The sequence below is a fragment of the Marinomonas maritima genome (genome assembly GCF_024435075.2).
GTDB classification, from domain to species: Bacteria; Pseudomonadota; Gammaproteobacteria; order Pseudomonadales; family Marinomonadaceae; genus Marinomonas; species Marinomonas maritima.
On sequence record NZ_JAMZEG020000001.1, the window covers coordinates 218893 to 237341 of the forward strand.

An 18449-nucleotide genomic window follows, 5' to 3' on the forward strand; every position below is an offset into this window, starting at 1 on the left:
ACTATAAAAGCTTACTTTTAGCACGAATTTCCGCTTTAAAATCTGCCATCTGAGCATTGGCTTCTTCGTTTGGCACGAATACAGAAAGGCCGTTTTCCATGCGATCTAAAGCGGCGTTAACTTGCTGTGTTAACCAAGTATCGTGGGGTATTTGGTTATCTTTTTTATCTGCTTCAAATGTCACTTTAGATGCCATGATTTACCCCTTAATCCATTGCCAAGTACGGCCTAGCCATTCGTAAAAAGCACGTTCACTTTTGTAGCTGGCATTGGCGTTGATTTGCCAATCACTTGTGTCGGATCCTAAATACATGGCGGGCGCGGGAATGGTGTCTATTCCAGCTTGCTTAAAGAAGATGGTCGCTCGTTTTAAATGCGATGCTTCGGTGACTAAAGCAACGCGTTTTCCTTTTAGGTAGGGAGCCATGCTTTTGGCTTCCTCCTGGGTGTCTTTGGCGAGTGGGAAAGTGCGGATCTTATTCGAGCTTACTCCCAATTCTATCGAGGCGTTACGCATGACGATGGCGTGGGATTCTGACATGCCACCCGAATAACCAGAAACGAACAAGGTTGCGTTGGGGTTGGCGGATAAAATGCGCAATCCTTCCTCAAGACGAAACAGGGCACTGCTTCCTAGCTTCATCACCGCAGGAGTGTTGTTTAAGTCTTTGTGTCCACTGCCGAGCACTATAACGACGTCGACCGGGTTTTTGATATCAAAGATGTACATGTCTTTTTCAACGGTCGAAATTAGTCGATCTGCCATCGGATTCCAACTGGTTAATCCCAATAAAAGTATCCCGCAGAATAAGAAAAACTTGGCGGGTTTAGGGCGCTTTCTCATTAGTAAGAATGACAGACACATGATCAACAGAGTCAGCGGAATTGGCATTAGCATCATACCAACGGTTTTTTTGATGTAAAAAAGAATCAGGCTCACGGCGTGTCGTCTCGTTAGTCAGTGAGCGTTTAGAATACAGGATCAAGGCTAAAACCTCAGTGTCTTTTATTGGCCTTTCTAAAATTTTATAAGGTATTATTTTCAATAACGAAGCTTCAGGTAGTTCTCTATTATGTTTTCACCACATCCGACCAACATGCCTTTGTCTGTAAAACCAGAACCACAGGAAACTATTTGGTGGTTGCCACGCCATGAGGAAAAGCTAAGTGAGAAAGAGTCGATGGGTCGTGTGGATTTGGTGTTTCTAGGGGATTCCATTACGCAAGCGTGGGAAAAAGAAGGCGCCGGGGTATGGGAGACTTTTTATAAACCAAGGCATGCGCTGAATCTTGGTTTTAATGGCGATCGTACGGAACATGTATTGTGGCGTTTAGAGCACTGTGAAGTGGCTGATATACAACCTAAGTTGTTGGTGCTGTTAATAGGCACGAACAACTCGGGTCACCGAATGGACAAAGCTGAAGACACGGCGTTGGGCGTTAAACGAATATTAGAGGTATTGGCTGAAAAATTACCACGCACTAAAATATTGCTACTGGCGTTGTTTCCTCGTAGCGCAAAGCCGACACAAAAGTTGCGGGTATTAAATGAGGAAGTGAATCAGATCATTCAATCGTATGCTGATGATAAACGTGTTTTTTTCCTTAATATCAACCCTCACTTCTTAGATGAAAATGGTCGCTTGATCAGTGATGTAATGAATGATTTCCTTCACCCAAATGCCAATCAATATCATGTTTTTGCAAAGGCAATAGAGTCTAAGCTTCAGTGGCTGATGGCAACCGATCTACTCTAAAAAATGATTTTTCTAAGTATTAATACGTAGTCGACTACGTAGTTTCCGGATTCGTTGTCGGTATTCGTACGAATTGTTTACACTTTTCATTCACGCGATTATCTGTCCTGCTTAATTATGTTTTATAAAAATAAATACAGAACAGGATGATAAAAAAATGAAATCCTTCAAGATAACAACTCTGGTTGCCGCCGTAGCGGTTACCGTTAGTGCTTTCTCTTTGCCTGCTTTTTCAGCGGAACGAGTCTATAAATTGAAGATGGCTGAAACATGGGCATCTAACTTTCCTATCTTTGGTGATGCGCCTCGAAACATGGCTCGTATTGCAGACGAAATGTCTGGTGGCCGTTTGAAAATCACCATCGACTCGTCGAACAAACACAAAGCACCATTTGGTGTGTTCGATATGGTTCGTTCTGGCCAGTATGACATGGGTCATTCCGCATCGTATTACTGGAAAGGGAAAGTGCCGAACACCTTATTTTTCACCACAATGCCGTTCGGTATGATTACACCAGAGCAATACGGTTGGTTTTATGAAGGCGATGGCATGGCATTGATGGAAAAGGTTTACCAACCTTTTGGCCTATTATCTTTCCCTGGTGGTAATACAGGCAACCAAATGGGGGGCTGGTTCCAGAAAGAAATCAACTCTCTTGAAGACCTTCAAGGTCTGAAAATGCGTATTCCTGGTTTTGCGGGTGAAGTGTTGGCGAAGTTAGGTGCTAAGCCAACGAACATCGCTTCTGGTGAGCTTTATACGGCGCTTGAACGTCGTACTATCGATGCACTAGAGTGGGTTGGACCTTCTCTTGATTTACGTATGGGTTTCCACAAAATCGCGCCTTACTACTACACCGGCTGGCATGAGCCTGCAACGGAACTTCAGTTCCTTGTGAACGAGCGTACATGGAAAAAGCTACCAGACGATCTTCGTGAAATCTTAAGAGTGTCTATGAAGCTGGCTTCTTATGATATGTACATTCAGTCTTACCATGAAAGTGGTGTGAACTGGGCAACCATGAAAACGGAATACCCGAACGTTCAAGTTAAAACGTTCCCTAAAGACGTATTGCTTGCTATGAAAAAAGCCAACCAAGAGCTGCTTGAAGAGAAAGCAGCAGCGGATCCTTTGGCAAAAGAAATTATCGAGTCACAAGCGAAATATTTGAAAACCACTCGTGTTTGGACAAATATCTCCGACCGAGCGTATCTTGACAGTGTTGATAGCTTAGGGGAATAAAACCTCTTGCAGGGTGAGAAGGCGCTTACGAGTGTTTTCTCACCCTTTGTCATTTCTAGGAGTTTGTTATGTTGTTGCTGAACCTAGAACGAGGTATTACTCGTTTCTCAAACCTACTCGGTGTTGTGTCTACGGTATTGTTCATCGCGTTGTTGTTCAATGTGTTTTACGACGTCTTGATGCGTTATGTTTTTAACGATGTGTCCATTGGCATGCAAGAGTTGGAATGGCACCTCTATGCGGCGATCTTTCTGTTGGGCATACCTTATGGCATACAGCACGGCGGTCATGTCCGTGTGGATTTGATTTACGAGAATTTGTCTATTCGAGGCAAAGCTTGGATTGATTTGTTCGGTTGTGTCTTCTTTTTGATACCTTTTACCTTGCTCGTTGGCTACTACGGTATTGGCTTTGCTTACGAAGCGTATAGTTTGGGTGAGACCAGTGGTGATCCGGGTGGTTTACCTTATCGCTGGATTATCAAAGCGGTGATTCCTTTTGCTTTCTTTTCTATGGCAATCAGTGGGTTAGGCATGATGATTCGCTGTATTAATGTGTTACGTGGTGTGAGTGAAGACGGTTTTTCTCATCCACCGATTCAACACTAATACGATGTAGAACTGACCAAGTCATTATTTTAAGTTAGTAGGTTTTTTTATGATTGGCATTATCATGTTTTTTGTTGCGCTAGTACTCTTGTTACTAGGCTTCCCTGTCGCCTTTACGTTTGGCGGTATTGCGTTGATTTTCGGTGTATTTGCCGAAGGGTTTGATATGTTTGCTTTTATGCCGTTCCGCATACAAAGCTACATGGAAAATACCGTTATGATGGCGGTGCCACTGTTTATTTTTATGGGCATTGTCTTACAAAAAACCAGATTAGCAGAGCAACTTCTTGAAGCCATGGGGAAACTTTTTGGTGGTGTGCGAGGTGGCTTGGCTATTTCAACTGTTTTGGTTGGGGCGCTGTTAGCGGCGTCGACCGGTGTGGTTGGCGCTAGTGTGGTCGCGATGGGTCTTATTTCGCTTCCTGTTATGCTGAAATACAATTACAACAAATCGTTAGCGTGCGGCACTATTTGTGCGTCAGGCACCTTGGGTCAGATCATTCCGCCGTCTATTATTTTGATCATTTTGGGCGACGTATTAGGCATTCCTGTTGGCGATCTTTTCCAAGCCGCTTTAGTACCGGGTATGGTCTTGATCGCTTGCTACATTGTTTATATTTTGATTGTTACTTATTTAAACCCAGAAATGGCACCGGCCATGCCACAGGACTTTGATAACGAAACGAGAGCGCAGCAGATACGCAGCGCCTTGAAAGCGATCATTCCGCCTCTCGCCTTGGTACTGATTGTATTGGGTTCTATCTTTACTGGGATCGCGACACCGACAGAATCATCTGCTTTAGGGGGTGTGGGCGCGATTATATTGGCGCTTATTTACCGTCAGTTTAGCTGGAAGATGCTTTATGACAGCGGCTTAGAAGCCGTAAAAGTGACCGCGATGGTGTTTGCTATTCTGATGGGGGCAACGGCCTTCTCGATGGCATTCAGTTATACTGGCGGCGATTATATTGTTGAAGAAGCGCTGTTGAGCCTACCTGGCGAAAAATGGGGCTTTATTATCTTGGCGATGGTGGCCATTTTGATATTGGGTTTCTTCATTGATTTCGTTGAAATTGCCTTCATTATCGTCCCGATTCTAGCGCCAGTCGCTGAAGCCTTGGGCATTAATATGGTGTGGTTTGCCATTTTGATCGCAATGAATTTGCAGACATCTTTTCTTACGCCTCCCTTTGGATTCAGTCTGTTTTATCTTAAAGGGGTCGCTCCCAGTTCGATACGAACCACAGACATTTACAAAGGTGTTATGCCATTTATTTTGATCCAAGTCCTCGTATTGGCTAGTATCATTATATTTCCTGGACTGTATGGGATGGGCTGATTTAGGTAGCATTTAATAGGCAATGTTAAAAAGCGGGTGATTACCCGCTTTTTTCGTTTTTTTGAATTGAAAAAATGGCTGTGTCAGCGTTTGATGCAGTCAATGTAAACACAATAAAAAAGGTCTCTCCTGTGGGTTTAAAAAGTAAAATCATCTTACTTGCCATTGCACCCCTCATTGTTGCTACGGCGATCATTACGTATCTAGGGTTACAGTCTGCCCGTGATTTGGCCTCACAAGAGTTGTCTATTTATGAGTTCAACTTAGTGAATGCTAAGAAACAAGCGCTGAAAAATCACGTAAATATTGCCATGTCGGCGATTCGACCAGTGTTAGAAAACGACTTGTTGGACGAAGCTGAAGCGCAATCTCAGGTAAAAAAAATTCTCGCCAATTTAAGTTATGAAGACGATGGCTATTTCTTTGCCTACGAAATGTCCGGCGTCAATTTAGTACATCCGACGCAGCCGGATTTTGTCGGTAAAAACCTTTGGGACTTTCAGGATCGTTCAGGGAATTATTTGATACAAGGTTTAATCCACGCCGCCCAAGCGGGTGGTGGTTATCATCGGTACATTTGGGAAAAACCCCCATTGATGAAGCAAGAAGATAAGCTGGGCTATGTCATCGCCATTGACCGTTGGGATTGGATGATGGGAACCGGTTTGTACTTAGATGATATTTACGCTGAACTGGCGAAAACCCAAGCCACTATGAATGACAATATCCAACACAGCTTTTTTAGCGTGATGGTGGTCGTGGTGATTACGGTTATTTTGGTGATTTTACTGGGCTTGGCGATTAATCTTCACGAACATAAACTGGCAGACTCCCGACTCAAAGAATTGGCTCAGCGCTTTATGCGTTTGCAAGTGAGTGAAAGGCGAGGGTTTTCTCGTGAACTGCATGACGGTATCAATCAGTTGTTGGTGAGTTGTAAGTTTCGTATTGAGTTAGCGGGTAACAAATTAAAACGGGAGCACGATGAAACCATTGTTCAATTGGAACTGGATAAAGCCAGTGATTTGATTGGTCAAACCATCAAAGAAGTGCGACAAATTTCTCATAATTTACGCCCTACATTATTGGATGATTTAGGCTTAGACACGGCGTTAAAAGCCCTGATTGATCAGTTTTTGGAGCGTACAGGTATTCATGTCGACTATCATTTTCAAGTGACTACCGAGATACCCGATGAAATCGAAATTAGTATCTATCGACTGACTCAGGAAGCGTTGACCAATATTGAAAAGCACGCACAGGCTAGGCGGGTTTTACTCAATTTTTGGCAGGCAGGTAAACAACTCGAATTTGAGTGTAAAGACGATGGTAAAGGTATCGTAGCAAGTTCAGAACCTTCTTCGGGTATTGGCTTCATTAATATGCGAGAGCGATTAGAGCTGATTGGTGGCAGCTTTTCTATTGAGTCTCAAAAAGGCAAAGGGACGCGAATTTATGCCGTACTGCCTATCTAACCTGCGTCACGTTGTGACGTATGATGTGGTTGGGTGGGCTGTTGAGCGATATCGTCTTTTACTGAACGTTTGTAATAGTTTATTGTCATCCATCATAATATTTAGCCACGAACTGATAAAACTGTATGAATAACGAACCGCTTTATAGCATTTTACTTATTGAAGATGACCTTAAACTTGCCGAGCTAATAACAAGCTATTTGAGTCAGCACGGTTTTGCCGTTACTCATGCCAAAGACGGTCAAAAAGGGCTGGAATTGGCGTCAGAGTTGCTTCCTCAGCTTATTATCCTCGATTTAATGTTACCTAATGTCGATGGTTTAACCGTTTGTAGAAAGCTACAAGCCTGGTACCAAGGTGCGTTATTAATATTGACAGCCAGTGGTGATGATATGGATCAGGTCGCTGCGTTAGAGATGGGGGCGGATGACTTTGTTAATAAACCCATTCATCCTCGCGTGCTGTTGGCAAGGGTTCGAGTTTTGTTGCGTCGCTATGAAGAGAGTTCAGACACTTCAGACCAACTTGTTACTCAAGTTCGTGATCAACTGACTTTTGGTCGTCTTAAAATCAATTTCGGTCGTAGGCAAGTGGAATTGGCGGGCGAGTCAATCAAATTAACGGAAACCGAGTTTGAGTTATTGTGGCTGCTTGCTAACAATCCTGAACAGCCAGTGTCACGAGATGACATAAGTCAGTCGTTACGTGGAATTGAATATGATGGGTTGGACCGTTCTATTGATAACAAAATTGTGTCACTAAGAAAAAAACTGGGTGATGTGAATGGATTACCCCGTAGGATAATTACCGTGCGCGGTAAAGGTTATCTTTTTATTACTGATCAGTGGCAGACTAATGATTAAAGACGACAATTCAATGCAGAGTAGTGACAGTGTCACACCATCAAAAACAGTTAAGCTAGTACCAACGCAATCACATTTTTTTGGTAAGCCCTTGCTTAAACAGTTTATTAGTATGTATTTGGCATTAATTGTTCTGTTTTTCGTTTGTACTGAAGGTAACGAAATGCTGTTTAATAGCCTCTATCATGAGGAAATCCTCGAAGATCAAATTCATGACTATGAATCAGTGGTTGGCCTCATTAAAGCGCTATACCCAACTCAGACCAGAGAGCAATTGGACATGTTGTTAGAGCGCCTCAATGCGACGTCCAATCTCCCAGTAAAAGTCGTTCCTTTTGATCAGTTAACACTGTCTGAAAAATATCTCAATGACATCGAGCAAGGGCTGCCTGTTTGGCCTTTTTTCCCTTTAGATGTTCACTTTCAGCTTATTGCGCCTAATATGGTCGTTGAAATTGGCCCAATGGGAGAGATTGAAACCGCTACGCCCTTAAGCATGGCTTTCAAATACTTTCCGTTATTTGCTTTTGTGGGGTTTGCCATATTTTGGGTATTAGGTTTGCAATATCGATTAGTCAAGCTTGAGCGTACGGCGAACACATTTAGTCAGGGAGAATTTAATGTTCGAGCGCCGGAGGGGATGTTAGCTCTGGGCAATCTAAGTAAGACATTTAATGTGATGGCAGAACGATTAAAGCGATTATTTGAAAGTCAAAAGAATCTAATAAATGCGGTTTCACATGAATTACGCTCTCCTATTGGTCGTCTTAGATTTCAATTAGAAATGATTGCGGATACATCCGATGAAAACTTGAGAAACCTATATTTATTGGGCATGAATGCTGACATAGATGATATGGACCAAATGGTTCATGAGTTGCTGAGTTATACGAAACTGGAGAACGCGGAGCCACTTCTTAAGCTCGAAAAGGTCGATATTTCAAACTGGCTATTGAAACAGCAAGATTATCTCGTAACAGAAATTAATACAGAAATACGTTTAAGCTTGCCGACTAAGGGAGTGTTGATGGCAATGGAGCCTCAGCTGATGTCTCGGTTATTACGTAATCTAGTGAGTAACGCTGATAAATACACTAAAACCACCATCGTGATTGGTGCCAGTATAGACAATCTGCAATATAAACTATGGGTTGATGATGATGGCCCTGGTATACCTGAAGGGCATGGCGTGCATTTGTTTGAACCTTTTACTCGACTGGACGTGAGCCGTAATAAAGAGACGGGAGGGTATGGCTTAGGTTTGGCTATTGTTGCGCAGATAGCTCGTCAGCACAGTGGCAAGGTGAGTATTCATCGTAGTGATTATGGTGGTGCCAGAATGTTAGTAACTTGGCCAGTAGTTTAGATTTTGGTCGCTGTTGATGTGGGTTATTAGGGATTTTATCAACATCAAACGGCGTTTATTTTTTCTACTTTAAGTGCATTTCTATAAGGCTTGACGGCCGCTTCTATTGTTCCTTTCAACTTGAAAAAATCGTCCTAAATTGTTCTCCAACCTTTGATGGAACCTATCAGGAGAAGGCTTTCGGCTATCGTTTTCCCCGTACATAACGCTGACAGTGCCCCACAATAAAAGGACATTCATACGACATCACTAAGGCAGTGAATCAGACATATTTCTTCTTCAATTTAATAAATGCAGAGAAGATATATGTCAGCCTGTTATAAGAATGTTAATCAGCTATTCCTCATTGCGGTAAGTCGTACTCGTGAAATATCATTGGCTGTTTTGCAATGCCTGAAAAAGCTTACTGTAAGCACTAGTATTCTTGGTTGTTTAGTCCTTTCATCTAATAATACTCTGGCGTATGAGGTTCTTCCGTTTAAAGATAAAGTATTAAATGACTATACTAATTTTTATAGGCTTGATCATCTTACTCGAATAGCGGGAGTTGGTGCACTGGCTGGAATCACAGCGAATACTAATCTTGATCAGGAAATTCATGACTGGTATCAAGAAGACGTTCGTTCTGAGAGAACAGACAGTTTTTCTAAAACTGTTAAATATGCTGGTGAAGGTATGTACCTTCTGCCTTTATCAATTCTTGCTAGCCAATTAATAAACTTTGATTCTAACTCTCAAATTGGTGGTTGGGGATCTGACGTCGCGAGGGCGTATACCTTGGGTTTACCACTTGTTTTGTCTACCCAGCATATCTCTGGCGCATCTAGACCGAAAGAAAGGGATGGATCAAATTGGCGACCGTTTAATGACAGCAATGGCGTGAGTGGACATGCGTTTGTTGGAGCTGTGCCATTTTTAGCAGTAGCAAGGAATACAGATAATGTTTATATGAAGTATTTTGCTTATTTTGCATCAGGTCTCACCGCGTGGTCTCGGGTTAATGACGAAGCGCACTATGCTTCTCAGTCACTTCTAGGTTGGTATTTTGCCTATGAAGTAATGGATGCGATACATGAGACGAACTCGACCAATAACGAAAAATCTTATTATTCTATTCTGCCTATTATGAGTGATGATAGTGTGGGAGTCAGTGTCAGTTTTGTATGGTAATACAGGCTTTTTTGGCACAATAAAAGGTCTTTATTGTCTGAGCTCAGATTCTCATCACAATACTCACATGAAAAAAATAGGGTAAGTCAGCCTCGTTTCCTAAGGACTGTCACTGGGGCTTTCTCTGTAGACGCTATTTAACTAGTCGAGCCTGAATAATAGTTTTTCAGGTAAAAAGCGTCATGTATGTTTTTGTCCTCTCCGCCAAAAGCCATTTAAGGTTTTTTTTGTCACAGTAATGCCGACTTTAGCACCAAATCCATAGTATCTAATTTTCGATATCAGCTCATACAGGCTTTGTCGTCGGTTTGTCTTAAAAGGCAGTTTGAGCATTTATATCACTTGACCCCTTTTGCGGGACAACCTTTTTCGATGAGGGCTCATAAAACGTCCTCATTCTGCAAACTTGTCGGCCTTATTGCGTACTCATAGCAAGATTCAGATATTAACTGTCTAAAGTAATGACGACATAGCGATGACAATAAAAGGACATTCATACGACAGAACCAAGGCGATAAATCAGACATATTTCTACTCACTAAAATCAATTCAGAGAAGAAATATGTTAAGCAGTTATAAATATGTCACTCAGCTATTTTACCTTGTGGCCAATTTCATACGAACGTTGTTCTTAGCCGGATTAAAATTACCGACAAAAATCACCTTAAGCACCAGCGCCTTTAGCTTTTTTTTAGCGTTAACGTTGGTGTTGTTTTATAACCTGTCACTGTGGGATAACGTACTCAGCCTGCCTTACCCGTTTTCATTATGGAATGTTGGTTTTTATCTGTCATTTTTTGTTTTTTTAGTGACAGTGATTAACATCCTGTTAGTCGCTACCGCGTTTCGTTATCTGCAAAAACCGCTTGTTATTCTTGTTTTAATGCTGGCGGCTGGTGCCAGTTATTTTATGGATACTTACGGCATAATGATTGATCGGGATATGGTGCAAAATACACTGGAAACCGATATGACTGAAGCGACTGAGCTGTTGTCAGTGAAGCTTATTGCTTATATCGTTTTTTTAGGAATCGTGCCGTCCATCATAGTGTGGCAAATTAAAATTAAGCAAAACTCGTTGCCAAGAGAGTTGGTGAGTAGGCTCATCAACGTTGTCGTTAGTGTATTGATTATTAGTATTATTGCTGCCATTTTTTATCAAGACTATGCTTCTTTTTTTCGCAATAACCGCTATGTTCGGCATTTGGTGAATCCAGTTAATTTTATTTATGCGACGGCCAGTTATACCTCCCGAACGCTGAGTGCAGAAAACATTCCGTTACAAGCCATTGCTTTGGATGCTAAAAAATCCACCATAGCATCGGCTAATGGTCACCCTAATTTAACCGTCTTAGTGGTAGGTGAAGCCGCCCGAGCGGCGAATTTTTCACTCAATGGCTATGAGCGAAAAACGAACCCCAACCTAGAAAAACAAAATATAGTTAATTTTTCCAATGCATCTTCTTGTGGCACCGCCACGGCGGTCTCTGTGCCATGTATGTTTTCTCAATTTGAGCGCTCAGATTATAGTCATGCAAAATCAAAAGAGTTTGAAGGCTTACTAGATGTACTGGCACGGGTTGGAGTTTCTGTTTTATGGCGAGAGAATAATTCAGGCTGTAAAGGAACATGTGATCGAGTTCCGACGGATCAGCTAAGCAATATGAAGGATGAACATCTGTGTAACAGCAAAGAGTGCTTTGATGAAATTTTGCTGCATAAACTAGATGAAAAGATCGAAGGTCTTGATAAAGATGTCTTCATTGTATTGCACCAAAAAGGTAGTCACGGCCCCGCTTATTATCAACGTTACCCACAGAGTTTTGAGCAATTCACTCCTGTGTGTGAAACCAACCAGCTACAAAACTGTACACAGCAAGAGATTATAAATGCCTATGACAATACGCTCTTATATACCGATCATTTTCTAAATGAAGTCATTGAGTTTTTGACTCGTCAGTCAGCGTCCTACAACACCTCAATGATATACCTCTCTGACCATGGTGAATCGCTAGGTGAAAACAACATCTATTTACACGGTGCTCCCTATTTCATTGCCCCTAAAGAGCAAACGCACATTCCATTTTTAATGTGGTTTTCTGATGAATACCAAGCGGCTAATCAGGTGGATGTTTCATGCTTACAGGCAAAAAGCCAGCAGCCGGTTTCTCAGGACTATTTGTTTCACTCTATTTTGGGTCTGAGCAACATAACGACAAATTCATACAAAGAAGAGTTTGATGTCTTTAATTCATGTCGTAAAAACTAAATCATAGTTATTAACATAAAGAGGATGCAGAGATGAAAAGCAATGTTCTTAAGCCTAATGGGGTTGGTATAGGTCGAATTATTAAGGCTGGACGATGTTCTATGCAAGGTTTTGGAGCGGTATATCGATATGAATCTGCTTTTCGGCAGGAGCTCCTACTGGCTGTTGTTATGTTTCCGATTAGCTTTTTTGTCACAACTGATCTTATCCAACTGATCTTGCTTAATGGCGCTATGCTGATAGTGCTTTTGGTTGAAATAATTAACTCGGCGGTGGAAGCGGTTGTCGATCGGATCGGTTTAGAGCGCCATGAATTATCGGGAAGAGCGAAGGATTTAGGTTCTGCGGCTGTTTTTCTTTCGTTGGTGTTGTATAGCCTGATCTGGTTCAGCGTTATTTATAAAAACTTTGTCGCGGGAGGATAATCGACCAATCGTGAATTAGCAGACAGAAGTTCAAAGAAATCGGGTGTGTTTAATGGCCCGGTTTTTTTGTTTTTGTACGTATTCTCCGGTTAAAGAACAGGTTAAAGTGGCACACTGTATTGAACCTTAAAAAGGCAAGAGGTCTCGAAGGTATGCTGCTTCTTATAGTAGACGATCAATTCCCCTTTCATATTAAACGAATAAAAAGAGTGAGAGTATGACAGTGTCGCCTTCTCTATTACGTGTTTTGCTGGTGGATGATCACACCCTTGTTCTAGATGGTTTGCAAGCTCGCTTAGAGCTTGAGGCAAACATAGAGATCATAGGCACAGCGTCCAATGGCTTAGAGGCCTTGGAGAAAGCCAAAGCGCTAAAGCCAGATTTGGTGGTGATGGATGTATCTATGCCAGTATTGAATGGATTAGAAGCCACTAAACGCTTTAAGGCGGAGCAACCAAACGTCAAAATCCTGATGCTCAGTATGCATCATGACAAAGAATACATATTGTCACTGATACAGTCTGGCGCGAATGGTTATGTATTAAAAGACGTGTCCTCAGAAGAGTTGGTTCAGGCGATTAATACCGTACATCAAGGGGGAACGTACTTTAGTTCTGGTGCTTCCGATTCTTTATTTTCTCAAGTACCGGCTCCGAAGCAATGCGAAGAATTGACCAAGCGAGAGGTCGCGGTATTAAAAGAAGTGGCCGTTGGTTTGTCTAATAAAGAAATTGCCCAGTCACTGAGTATCAGTGTACGAACGGTGGAAACGCATCGCCAAAACTTAAAGAATAAGTTAAATATTCCGACTTCTGCTGGTTTGATCAAATACGCATTAGAGCATCAATTAATTGACTGACAGACATCGGTTCAAAATGAGGTAACTGTTAGATCAGGTCTGAGCTAGTACACTTAACATCAAGCCGTTTTGTTTAGTTAGGCTGCTGATGAATGTTTTTCTCTGATGCTCCTTTCGCCGCACAATCACGATTAATTTACGCTAATTCCCTCATTTGTAAGCCTTTCCCGACATAACAGCGTAGAGTGAAGCCTACGGCAGACCCTGTCGTGGGCTTTTTTGCCTTTTTGAAAATATGGAGTACACCATGCGCATTCTACTCTTTCCTCTTACGGCGTTGTGTTTGCTTCTTTCGTCTTTTTCTTCTTTCCTTTACGCCGCTGATGATTGGTATCGTCCACCTGTTTCTGTCACCTGGCAGTGGCAACTGGATGGTGTTGTTAATGAAGACTACGACGTGGATTTATACGATATTGATTTGTTTGATTCCTCTCCAGAGTTGATTCAGCGTTTGCAGGCGTCAGGTAAAAAAGTTATTTGTTATTTCTCGGCAGGTTCTTATGAAGACTGGCGACCCGATGCCGCGGAGTTTATGCCTAAAGATTTAGGTAAAACCCTTAAAGGCTGGGACAATGAGCGCTGGTTAGACATTCGCTCAAAGCATGTTCGTGAAGTATTGTCTCGTCGCCTCGATTTAGCGGTGACAAAAGGTTGTGATGGTGTTGAGCCCGATAATGTAGACAGTTATCGAACCAATACAGGGTTTTATTTCCACAAAAATGATCAGTTAGCATTCAATCGTTTTTTAGCCGCGCAAGCACATAAAAGAGGTTTGGCGATTGGTTTGAAAAATGATCCTGATCAGGTTCGAGCGTTGGTCGATGACTTCGACTTTGCAATAAATGAACAATGTTTTGAATACTCTGAGTGTCGATCTTTTGAGGTCTTTATCAGCAAGGGTAAACCTGTTTTGAATGCAGAATACCGTGAGGTTTACGTAGACGATAAATCCCAGAGAGACTTGATGTGCAAGCAATCTCTAGCGTTAAAGTTCAGTACTTTGGTATTGCCTGTAACATTGGATGATAAGTTTCGAGTGAGCTGTCTACCATAAATTCGTATATTTCATTAAAAACCTGACGGGCTGGACGATAATATGACACCTTCTACGCATCCTCTTTTTTGGCGTGACTCAGCATTGCCTTATGTTGAACTTCGTCAGGTACTAGATGGTCGAAAAGTAAGTTATGCGCCGCACTCTCATGAGACGTGGTCGATTGGTGCGATCTTGGAAGGGGAGAGTGAATTTCTCTGTGCCGATCGATTGCATGCGGTTGAACGTGGCACCTTGGTGATGATGAACCCTGATGTGGTTCATGCCTGCAACCCACGCCAAAATTCGCCTTGGGCGTATTATATGATGCATCTTGATAAAGATTGGCTGGCGATGTTGTTGTTTGATGCAGGTATAAGAGAGTGCCGTTCTTGGCAAAATACTCCTTTAGATACCTTAACCTTAGATACGTTAGCCACTACGGATCTTTATGCGTTGTTTGTGGTGGTGTGTGAACGCTTAATGACTGCTGAATTGTCTTCTTCTGACAAAAGTCAGACACTCGAACGCTATCTTATATGTCTGTTTAAACATCTGAATGAAAAAACTGAAACTACGACGACGATGTTGCCATCCAATAATTTATATCCAGTGGCCAATTATCTGAATCAATTTTGCTTGGAAGATACCTCTATCGAGCTAATCGGGGCTGAGTTTGGTTTTAGTACGGGTTATCTGGTTCGTGCTTTTAAGCGTCATTTTAATATGACGCCTCATGCTTATCGTTTGAATCGTCGCATTCAACTGGGTCAACAAGCGCTGAAGCAAGGTCAGCCTATAGCGGATGTCGCACAGACAATAGGCTTTAGTGATCAGGCTCATTTTCATCGGATATTTAAACAACGCGTAGCGGCAACACCGGATCAATATCGTCGTTCTACGGGATCAGTTTAATGGTCAAATAAGGATCAAAAAGCAGCTTCCAGCCAGTAAAAGCGCCAAGGTTTTATTCATAAAACGCATCTTTTCAGGGCTTTGAAAATATTGCCCAAGTAGCTTCCCTATCCAAACCCACACGCCAAGTGACAACCAGCAAATCGGTAAATACAAACTCGCAAATACCAGTACTTCCTCCGTATTCGCTTGAGGGATGTAAGCTGAAATACCTGAAACGGATGCCAGCCACGCTTTGGGATTCAGCCATTGCATAATGGCGCCAGTCATAAAAGTGGGTGCGCTCTTGTGTTCATCCGAACTTAGCTCGCCATCGTCGATAAATAATTGATAACTCAAGTACAGTAAGAAGGCGATGCCTAACCATTGCAGTACTTGAGTGATCCAACTCAATTGCTCGATTAAGTAATGCAGTCCAAAGCCAATCAATAAAAATAAAATGATAAAGCCGAGTGTTGCTCCGGTGACAAAAATGAGACCAATTCTCACGCCATAACGTGCACTGCCACTCAATGAAACCAGATTCACTGGGCCGGGAGATAACGACGCTGCTAGAGCAAACAGAGACATGGAGATAATGAGAGAAAAAGTCATAAGATAGTCCTTAAAATAGACAAAGTTAGGCGCTTACTGTCGTCTTTATAGAGAGTCGAGTATTGAACAAAATTAACCTTTTAAGGATTGTTTCATTTGTGGAGGAAGCGAACGGAGCGTTCGTGATATGGTGTTTGATACAGAGTTCGACCTACTATTTACAAAAACGGCTAGCTGAATTTCGTGAGGCCATTATTCATTCTAAACGGGAGTTTTTATGATTCGCCATGTGTTGTTTATTCAATATAAAGATCAAGCGACAGAAGCCGAGATCGCTACGTCTTTGGCTAACTTCGAGGCTATTAAAAGTAAAATCAAAGGTATTGAATCGGTTGAATGGGGGTTGAATAATAGCCCTGAAGGGCGCAACAAAAACTACACTCATTGCGTATTTATGACGTTTACCGATGAAGCAGCTCGAGATTACTACCTTCCCCACCCAGAACATGAGGTGCTAAAAGCACAGTTAGGGCCCATTTTAGAAGACATTATCGTCTTTGATTACGTCCTATAACTCTGCGTAATAGCGGTAAATGAAAGACAATAAAACCCCCACCTTAGTCATTGCTGAAGTGGGGTTTTTATTGTTTACGCTTTTTAAAACTTACTTATTAAGCTTAGCAAGTAATTTTTCAGCGACTAGTTCTGAGCTTGCTGGGTTTTGTCCGGTGATCATAAGACCATCTTGAACCGCGAAAGCCGTCCAATCAGCGGTGTTTTTGTAATCCGCTCCGCGTTTTTTCATTTCATCTTCAAGCAAGAAAGGCACAACGTCGGTGAGTTGCACTGCGGCTTCTTCACTGTTGGTGAAGCCCGTGACTGTTTTGCCTTTGATGAAATATTCGCCGTTAGCGTCTTTAATGTTTAGGAAGGCGCTAGGTGCGTGACAAACAGAGGAAATTGGCTTGTTGGCTTGTAAAAAGCTTTCGATCAAGGCAATAGAGTCTGTATTGTCAGTCAGATCCCAAAGTGGGCCGTGGCCGCCAGGATAGAAAATGGCATCGTAATCATCTTGCTTCATATCGCTAAGTAAATGCGTGTTGGCAATTATGTCTTGTGCCGCTTGGTCTTCATAAAAGCGTGTGGTGGCACCGGTTTGTGCGTCTGGCGCTTCGCTATTTGGGTCGATGGGTGCTTGTCCGCCTTTAGGTGTTGCTACTGCCACTTCTGCACCAGCGTCGATGAACGCGTAATAAGGCGCAGCAAACTCTTCTACCCAAAAGCCTGTTTTATGACCTGTATCGCCTAAATCTGAATGTGATGTTAGAACGACTAGAATTTTCTTCGTGCTCATGAGGAACCTCTAAAAATAATGATTTAATGAATGTATTAACTTGTGATTAGTCTATCTAACTAATCGAATGAATGTATTAACTTGTGATTAGTCTATCTAACTAATCGAATGAAGGTAATGGGGTGGTTTTTGACTTCATTGGTTTAATAATTGATACAATGGGTGATATTCATCCCTTTGACTAAATAGAGTGAGGAGGCGTCATGGAAGTCTCGTTTGAGCAGTTAAAAAGCATGGTGGTGTTTTCCCAAGTAGTCGATCAAGGCAGTTTAACGGCGGCCGCTAAAGCCATGGGTATTTCTCGTGGCGTGGTGAGTTATCACTTAAAAAAATTAGAAGAGCAATTGGGTGTGAAACTGCTCAATCGTACGACGCGGTCTTTGTCTTTGACTGAAACAGGAGAGGCGTATTACCAGCGCTGTCGAACCATTGCTTATCAGGCTCATGAAGCAAATTTACAAATTGAAAAAGCCAAACAAGAACCTGTCGGTAAACTGAAAATCACCTGTCCGGTGAATTTAGGCCTGCAAGTGATTGTGCCAGCGCTTAATGAGTTTCGTCGGCTTTACCCTTTGATAGAGCTGAATGTGTCATTGAGTGATGATGTGGTCAATATTATGAAAGAGGGGGTCGACCTTGCCATTCGTGGTGCGCCACTATTAGATTCAGGCTTACAAGCGAGTAAATTAACCACCTTTGAAACCTGCCTTTGTGGTTCGCCTGAGTATTTTCGCCGTCGTGGTCGACCCACTCAACCTGAAGAATTGTATGAACACGATTGGGTTGTGTACACGCCTGCGGCGAATACCGTGCATCTAACTCAGGGAACTCGCTCTTATAGCTTGTCTGTCCATGGCGCGGTGAGTACTAATAATGCGGCGGCGAGAACGATATTTTTAGAAGGCGGCAATGGCATTGGTCGAATCCCTATGTACGATGCGTTGCCGCGTATTAATCAAGGCCGCTTAGAGCGTATTCTGCCTGATTATCAATGCACCGGAATCGATGTTTATGCGGTTTTTCCTCCGGGAACCGCAGGGTCAAAAAAGCTGCGTTTACTGCTGGATTTTTTAAAAGCCTCGTTTCCTCGTTTATGATTTTTGTTGCCCTAACACTAGCCGTGTGAACTTTGTTATTTACTGTGATGTTTACGAGTAAAATTGTGCGATTTTAGGATCTTATTTATTTTTTTAGCTATCATGTACGCAATAGAAGGAATTTAGTGAAACGCTAGTAATG

At 42.3% G+C, this 18449-nt stretch carries 19 protein-coding genes; 15 read left to right on the forward strand and 4 right to left on the reverse strand.

The genetic code is table 11. From position 1 onward, the window contains the following. Position 1: 1 nt before the first annotated feature. Together M3I01_RS01150 and M3I01_RS01155 are read right to left on the reverse strand one after the other, a co-directional pair. Positions 2–196 carry a hypothetical protein gene (locus tag M3I01_RS01150; protein ID WP_255893723.1) on the reverse strand — a complete coding sequence of 65 codons (195 nt, stop codon included), beginning with the start codon at positions 194–196 and terminating at the stop codon, positions 2–4. A gap of 3 nt (positions 197–199) precedes the next feature. Then, positions 200–940 carry an ElyC/SanA/YdcF family protein gene (locus M3I01_RS01155; protein ID WP_275564865.1) on the reverse strand — a complete coding sequence of 247 codons (741 nt, stop codon included), beginning with the start codon at positions 938–940 and terminating at the stop codon, positions 200–202. A 133-nt stretch (positions 941–1073) separates the two neighbouring features. Between M3I01_RS01155 and M3I01_RS01160 the strand changes: the two genes are divergently transcribed. The 13 genes from M3I01_RS01160 to M3I01_RS01220 all read left to right on the forward strand — a co-directional run bounded on the left by M3I01_RS01160 (position 1074) and on the right by M3I01_RS01220 (position 15322). Beyond that, on the forward strand, positions 1074–1757 hold the full coding sequence (locus M3I01_RS01160) for a GDSL-type esterase/lipase family protein (RefSeq protein ID WP_275564866.1): 684 nt from the start codon (positions 1074–1076) through the stop codon (positions 1755–1757). A 157-nt stretch (positions 1758–1914) separates the two neighbouring features. Further along, positions 1915–3000: a TRAP transporter substrate-binding protein gene (locus tag M3I01_RS01165; protein ID WP_255893727.1), complete on the forward strand. Its 1086-nt coding sequence runs from the start codon at positions 1915–1917 to the stop codon at positions 2998–3000. Positions 3001–3068: 68 nt separating this feature from the next. Next, positions 3069–3608 (forward strand): TRAP transporter small permease subunit, encoded by a 540-nt coding sequence (locus M3I01_RS01170; RefSeq protein WP_255893728.1) that lies wholly within the window; start codon positions 3069–3071, stop codon positions 3606–3608. Positions 3609–3657: 49 nt separating this feature from the next. Continuing rightward, on the forward strand, positions 3658–4947 hold the full coding sequence (locus M3I01_RS01175; protein ID WP_255893729.1) for a TRAP transporter large permease: 1290 nt from the start codon (positions 3658–3660) through the stop codon (positions 4945–4947). Positions 4948–5078: 131 nt separating this feature from the next. Then, on the forward strand, positions 5079–6422 hold the full coding sequence (locus M3I01_RS01180) for a cache domain-containing protein (protein ID WP_255893730.1): 1344 nt from the start codon (positions 5079–5081) through the stop codon (positions 6420–6422). Between the two features lie 125 nt (positions 6423–6547). Beyond that, on the forward strand, positions 6548–7285 hold the full coding sequence (locus tag M3I01_RS01185; RefSeq protein WP_255893731.1) for a response regulator transcription factor: 738 nt from the start codon (positions 6548–6550) through the stop codon (positions 7283–7285). Continuing rightward, positions 7278–8651, forward strand: coding sequence for an ATP-binding protein (locus M3I01_RS01190; protein WP_255893732.1), 1374 nt, complete (start codon positions 7278–7280; stop codon positions 8649–8651). Before M3I01_RS01185 ends, M3I01_RS01190 begins: the two co-directional genes overlap by 8 nt. Before the next feature lie 306 nt (positions 8652–8957). Then, positions 8958–9821 carry a phosphatase PAP2 family protein gene (locus tag M3I01_RS01195; protein WP_255893733.1) on the forward strand — a complete coding sequence of 288 codons (864 nt, stop codon included), beginning with the start codon at positions 8958–8960 and terminating at the stop codon, positions 9819–9821. Between the two features lie 562 nt (positions 9822–10383). Further along, on the forward strand, positions 10384–12090 hold the full coding sequence (gene eptA, locus M3I01_RS01200) for a phosphoethanolamine transferase EptA (protein WP_275564867.1): 1707 nt from the start codon (positions 10384–10386) through the stop codon (positions 12088–12090). Between the two features lie 32 nt (positions 12091–12122). Then, positions 12123–12515: a diacylglycerol kinase gene (locus M3I01_RS01205; RefSeq protein WP_255893735.1), complete on the forward strand. Its 393-nt coding sequence runs from the start codon at positions 12123–12125 to the stop codon at positions 12513–12515. A 217-nt stretch (positions 12516–12732) separates the two neighbouring features. After that, positions 12733–13374, forward strand: coding sequence for a response regulator transcription factor (locus M3I01_RS01210; protein ID WP_255893736.1), 642 nt, complete (start codon positions 12733–12735; stop codon positions 13372–13374). A 247-nt stretch (positions 13375–13621) separates the two neighbouring features. Continuing rightward, on the forward strand, positions 13622–14428 hold the full coding sequence (locus M3I01_RS01215; RefSeq protein ID WP_255893737.1) for an endo alpha-1,4 polygalactosaminidase: 807 nt from the start codon (positions 13622–13624) through the stop codon (positions 14426–14428). Positions 14429–14470: 42 nt separating this feature from the next. Beyond that, on the forward strand, positions 14471–15322 hold the full coding sequence (locus M3I01_RS01220) for an AraC family transcriptional regulator (RefSeq protein WP_255893739.1): 852 nt from the start codon (positions 14471–14473) through the stop codon (positions 15320–15322). Between the two features lie 3 nt (positions 15323–15325). Here the strand turns inward: M3I01_RS01220 and M3I01_RS01225 are convergent, their stop codons facing one another. Next, positions 15326–15916, reverse strand: coding sequence for a LysE family translocator (locus M3I01_RS01225; protein ID WP_255893740.1), 591 nt, complete (start codon positions 15914–15916; stop codon positions 15326–15328). 217 nt (positions 15917–16133) lie between these two features. On the opposite strand from M3I01_RS01225, the gene M3I01_RS01230 reads away from it, so the two are divergent. Then, on the forward strand, positions 16134–16430 hold the full coding sequence (locus M3I01_RS01230; protein WP_255893741.1) for a Dabb family protein: 297 nt from the start codon (positions 16134–16136) through the stop codon (positions 16428–16430). Between the two features lie 90 nt (positions 16431–16520). Here M3I01_RS01230 and M3I01_RS01235 read toward each other — a convergent pair whose 3' ends face one another. Further along, the gene (locus tag M3I01_RS01235; protein WP_255893742.1) at positions 16521–17210 is read right to left on the reverse strand and encodes a type 1 glutamine amidotransferase domain-containing protein; all 690 of its coding nucleotides are present in this window, start codon (positions 17208–17210) and stop codon (positions 16521–16523) included. A gap of 203 nt (positions 17211–17413) precedes the next feature. Here M3I01_RS01235 and M3I01_RS01240 point away from each other — a divergent pair, with 203 nt between their 5' ends. Next, on the forward strand, positions 17414–18307 hold the full coding sequence (locus M3I01_RS01240) for a LysR family transcriptional regulator (protein WP_255893743.1): 894 nt from the start codon (positions 17414–17416) through the stop codon (positions 18305–18307). Positions 18308–18449 lie beyond the last annotated feature (142 nt).

What these genes read in the sequence shown, in the direction of transcription:
- eptA (WP_275564867.1), top strand. Translation starts at nt 10,384, where the DNA reads ATGTTAAGCAGTTATAAATATGTCACTCAGCTATTTTACCTTGTGGCC.
- M3I01_RS01225 (WP_255893740.1), bottom strand. Translation starts at nt 15,916, where the DNA reads ATGACTTTTTCTCTCATTATCTCCATGTCTCTGTTTGCTCTAGCAGCG.
- M3I01_RS01235 (WP_255893742.1), bottom strand. Translation starts at nt 17,210, where the DNA reads ATGAGCACGAAGAAAATTCTAGTCGTTCTAACATCACATTCAGATTTA.
- M3I01_RS01240 (WP_255893743.1), top strand. Translation starts at nt 17,414, where the DNA reads ATGGAAGTCTCGTTTGAGCAGTTAAAAAGCATGGTGGTGTTTTCCCAA.
- M3I01_RS01190 (WP_255893732.1), top strand. Translation starts at nt 7,278, where the DNA reads ATGATTAAAGACGACAATTCAATGCAGAGTAGTGACAGTGTCACACCA.
- M3I01_RS01205 (WP_255893735.1), top strand. Translation starts at nt 12,123, where the DNA reads ATGAAAAGCAATGTTCTTAAGCCTAATGGGGTTGGTATAGGTCGAATT.
- M3I01_RS01185 (WP_255893731.1), top strand. Translation starts at nt 6,548, where the DNA reads ATGAATAACGAACCGCTTTATAGCATTTTACTTATTGAAGATGACCTT.
- M3I01_RS01175 (WP_255893729.1), top strand. Translation starts at nt 3,658, where the DNA reads ATGATTGGCATTATCATGTTTTTTGTTGCGCTAGTACTCTTGTTACTA.
- M3I01_RS01165 (WP_255893727.1), top strand. Translation starts at nt 1,915, where the DNA reads ATGAAATCCTTCAAGATAACAACTCTGGTTGCCGCCGTAGCGGTTACC.
- M3I01_RS01230 (WP_255893741.1), top strand. Translation starts at nt 16,134, where the DNA reads ATGATTCGCCATGTGTTGTTTATTCAATATAAAGATCAAGCGACAGAA.
- M3I01_RS01150 (WP_255893723.1), bottom strand. Translation starts at nt 196, where the DNA reads ATGGCATCTAAAGTGACATTTGAAGCAGATAAAAAAGATAACCAAATA.
- M3I01_RS01210 (WP_255893736.1), top strand. Translation starts at nt 12,733, where the DNA reads ATGACAGTGTCGCCTTCTCTATTACGTGTTTTGCTGGTGGATGATCAC.
- M3I01_RS01195 (WP_255893733.1), top strand. Translation starts at nt 8,958, where the DNA reads ATGTCAGCCTGTTATAAGAATGTTAATCAGCTATTCCTCATTGCGGTA.
- M3I01_RS01170 (WP_255893728.1), top strand. Translation starts at nt 3,069, where the DNA reads ATGTTGTTGCTGAACCTAGAACGAGGTATTACTCGTTTCTCAAACCTA.
- M3I01_RS01220 (WP_255893739.1), top strand. Translation starts at nt 14,471, where the DNA reads ATGACACCTTCTACGCATCCTCTTTTTTGGCGTGACTCAGCATTGCCT.
- M3I01_RS01160 (WP_275564866.1), top strand. Translation starts at nt 1,074, where the DNA reads ATGTTTTCACCACATCCGACCAACATGCCTTTGTCTGTAAAACCAGAA.
- M3I01_RS01215 (WP_255893737.1), top strand. Translation starts at nt 13,622, where the DNA reads ATGCGCATTCTACTCTTTCCTCTTACGGCGTTGTGTTTGCTTCTTTCG.